The following is a 3,535-nucleotide window of genomic DNA, read 5'->3' on the forward strand; positions in this document are numbered from 1 at the left end:
CGGGCGGCAGCAGGTCTTCGGGCGCGGCCAGAGCAAAGGTGGCCGAGGTGCAGGCCAGGGCGACACCCGCCAGCAGAAGTACGCTGCGCTTCATTGTCCGGTCTCCGTCGGCCAGGCGACGGGCTCGGAAATCTGCCGCAACTCCTGCCGGCCGCCATCGAACCATGCCACCAGGGCCAGGACGAGAGCCAATACCGCAATCACCATCAAGGCACTCATTCTGCCACGTCTCACTCTTGTGCAGTCCCGTATCGCCGACAGTCGGCACGCTTGCGCCAGCGGTTAGCCTATCTATAGGCCATGCGGCAATGACCAAGCCACCCACCCTGCCCGACAGCGAGAACCGACAGGCCCTTGCCGCGCGTCTGACGCGCCCGGTGGTGCTGGTCGGCATGATGGGCGTGGGCAAGTCTTCGGTGGGCAGGCGACTCGCCGCAGCGCTCGATTTCCCGTTCTACGATGCCGACGACGAGATCGAAAAAGCGGCGCAAATGCGCGTGTCCGAGATTTTCGACCAGTTCGGCGAAGAGTACTTCCGCGATGGCGAGCGGCGGGTGATCGAACGGCTGCTCGACCAACCCCATGCGATTATCGCCACCGGCGGCGGGGCTTTCGTGCAGCAAAAGACGGCGGACATGATTCTCGAACGCGGGATCGTGATCTGGCTCGATGCCGATCTCGATACGCTGGTCGAACGGGTCAGCCGCAACGACAATCGCCCGCTTTTGCGCGGGGGCAACAAACGCGAGATCCTCGCCCGGCTGAAAACCGAGCGCGAGCCGGCTTACGCCCGCGCGCCGATCAAGGTGACAAGCGGCAAAGGCCCGCACGGCGAGGTGGTCGCCCGCATTCTGGAGGCTTTGAAGAAATGGCAGTAATTCGGGTCGAACTGGCCGGGCGCGCCTATGACGTGCGCGTGGGCGAAGGTCTGCTGGCCGATTGCGCCGCGCAGTGCGGCGCGCTGCTGCGCAAGAAGGACGTGCCGATCGTCACCGATGCCAACGTGTCGGAGCACTGGCGCGAAACGGTGACGGCATCGCTGGTGGATGCCGGATACACCCCGCATTTCCTCGTGCTCGATCCGGGTGAAGCGGCCAAGAGCTGGCAGGGCCTCGAAGGGGTGGTCGAGTGGCTGCTGGGCAAGGGCGTCGAGCGCGGCGACCATATCGTGGCACTGGGCGGCGGCGTGATCGGCGACCTCACCGGCTTTGCTGCAAGCGTACTCAAGCGCGGCTGCGGCTTTATCCAGATCCCCACTACCTTGCTGGCGCAGGTCGATTCGTCGGTCGGCGGCAAGACCGCGATCAACTCGAAGCAGGGCAAGAACCTGATCGGTGCCTTCCACCAGCCCGCGCTGGTGCTGGCCGACACCGGCGCGCTGGCCACCCTGCCCCGGCGTGAGATGCTGGCGGGCTATGCCGAAGTCATCAAGTACGGCATCCTCGGCGACCGTGCTTTCTTCGACTGGTGCGAAGCCAACGGGGCCAAGGTTGTCGATGGCGACGCCGAGGCACTGGCCTATGCGGTTGAACAAAGCGTCGCGGCCAAGGCGCGGATCGTGGCCGAGGACGAACGCGAGACCACCGGCACCCGCGCGCTCCTCAATCTGGGCCATACCTTCGGCCATGCACTGGAGGCGGAGACCGGCTTTTCCTCCGCCCTGCTTCACGGCGAGGGCGTTGCCATGGGCATGGTGCTGGCGGCGCGCTACTCGGCGCGGATCGGCAATATCAGCGCTGACGAAGCAGCGCGGGTTACCGGCGCTATCGCTGCCTCGGGCCTGCGCACCGAGATTTCCGCGCTTGGGCTCACCTGCTCGGGCAAGGAGCTGGCCGCGCACATGCTGCACGACAAGAAGATGGATGCGGGCACCCTGCCCTTCATCCTCCTGAACGGCATCGGCGAGGCCTATCTCGACAAGAACGTGGCAATGGACGACATCGCCACGTTCCTCGCCCAACAGCTGGACTGAGCCGCTACTTCAGCAGCACCAGCTCTTCCGCCATACTCGGGTGGAGGGCCATGGTGTCGTCGAAGGCCTGCTTGGTCAGCCCCGCCTTCACCGCCACAGCAGCGACTTGCAGGATTTCCGGTGCTTCCGGCCCGATCATGTGGATGCCGAGGATCTTCTCCGAGGTATCGTCCACGATCATCTTGTAGAGCCCGCGCTCGACCTTGTCGGAGAACAGGTTCTTCATCGGGCGGAAGTCCGAGGTGTAGACTTTGACCCCGCCGTACTGGCTGCGCGCTTCGCTTTCGGTCATGCCCACGCCCGCCAGCGGCGGCTGGGTGAACACGGCGCTCGGGATGGCGTCATAGTCGATGGTCCGCTTGTTTCCGCCGAACACGCTGTCGGCAAAGGCGTGGCCCTCGCGGATGGCCACGGGGGTGAGCTGGACCCGGTCGGTCACGTCGCCCACGGCATAGATGCTGTCGCAGCTGGTTCGGTTGCATTCGTCGACCTTGATCGCGCCGTTCCTGGCCAGCTCGACCCTGACATTTTCGAGGCCAAGCCCCTCGCTGTTGGGCTTGCGCCCGGTGGCGATCAGCACCTGATCGGCGCGGATCGGGTTTTCCGAACCCGTGTGGACGAGCAGGCAATCGCCATCGCGTTCGACCTTCTCGATCTCGCAGTTCATGCGGAAATCGATCCCGCGCGACATGGCAATGTGCAGCATCCGCTCGACGATCTGCACGTCATAGCCGCGCAGCACCTTTTCGGAGCGGTTGATCACCGAAACTTCCGAGCCAAGCGCGTTGAAGATCGAGGCGAACTCCATCGCGATATAGCCGCCGCCCTGTACCACCAGGCATCGGGGCTGCTCTTTCAGATGGAACACCTCGTTCGAGGTGATGCACAGGTCGTTGCCGGGAAACTCGGGCACGGAGGGCCAGCCACCGGTCGCGACGAGGATCGTGCCTGCGGAAACCGTCTTCCCGCTCGCCAGCTTCACCTCGTGCGGGCCGGTGATCGTTGCGCGTTCGCGGTACAGCTCGACCTTATGGCTCGACAGCGTGTTGCCATAGAGCCCTTCGAGCCGGTCGACATCGGCCATCACGAAGCTGCGCAGCGTATCCCAGTCGAACTTTGCGCCCTCGACAGTCCAGCCATACTTTTCCGCATGGCTCAGTTCCTCGGCGAACATCGAACCGTAGACGAGCATTTTCTTGGGCACGCAGCCCCGGATGACGCAGGTACCCCCGATCCGGTGCTCCTCGGCGACCGCGACCTTAGCGCCGTGGCTGGCAGCAATGCGCGAGGCGCGCACACCGCCGGACCCGGCACCGATGACGAAAAGGTCGTAGTCGTAGTCGCTCATGCTGTGGCCCTATGCTGCTTCGTGGCGGAGCAGGCCATATGAGGATTGGCAGGCGGAATTGAAAGTAGAAGGTCCGCCTTGCTCCCCTCCCCTCGGGGAGGGGCTGGGGGTGGGGGCTCGACGCTGGCGTGGAACCCCCATCCCAACCCTTCCCCACGGGGGAAGGGCTTTGCGATACCGCTTAGCCGCGACCGCGCTGGCCTCCGCCACCGCCG

The 3,535-nt window shown here is 64.8% G+C and carries 3 protein-coding genes; 2 read left to right on the forward strand and 1 reads right to left on the reverse strand.

What is annotated here, in order from left to right; translation table 11 throughout:
- Positions 1-308 precede the first annotated feature (308 nt).
- Both D2V17_RS16175 and aroB read left to right on the forward strand, forming a co-directional pair.
- Entirely contained in the window at positions 309-878 is a 570-nt protein-coding gene (locus tag D2V17_RS16175; RefSeq protein ID WP_119593931.1) for a shikimate kinase, read from the forward strand.
- Positions 869-1,972, forward strand: a complete 1,104-nt coding sequence (aroB, locus tag D2V17_RS16180; RefSeq protein WP_119593933.1) for a 3-dehydroquinate synthase — start codon at positions 869-871, stop codon at positions 1,970-1,972. Before D2V17_RS16175 ends, aroB begins: the two co-directional genes overlap by 10 nt.
- A gap of 4 nt (positions 1,973-1,976) precedes the next feature.
- On the opposite strand, the gene gorA is transcribed toward aroB, so the two are convergent.
- Positions 1,977-3,320: a glutathione-disulfide reductase gene (gene gorA, locus D2V17_RS16185; RefSeq protein ID WP_119593935.1), complete on the reverse strand. Its 1,344-nt coding sequence runs from the start codon at positions 3,318-3,320 to the stop codon at positions 1,977-1,979.
- Positions 3,321-3,535 lie beyond the last annotated feature (215 nt).

Source organism: Aurantiacibacter xanthus (assembly GCF_003584015.1).
Classification (GTDB): domain Bacteria; phylum Pseudomonadota; class Alphaproteobacteria; order Sphingomonadales; family Sphingomonadaceae; genus Alteraurantiacibacter; species Alteraurantiacibacter xanthus.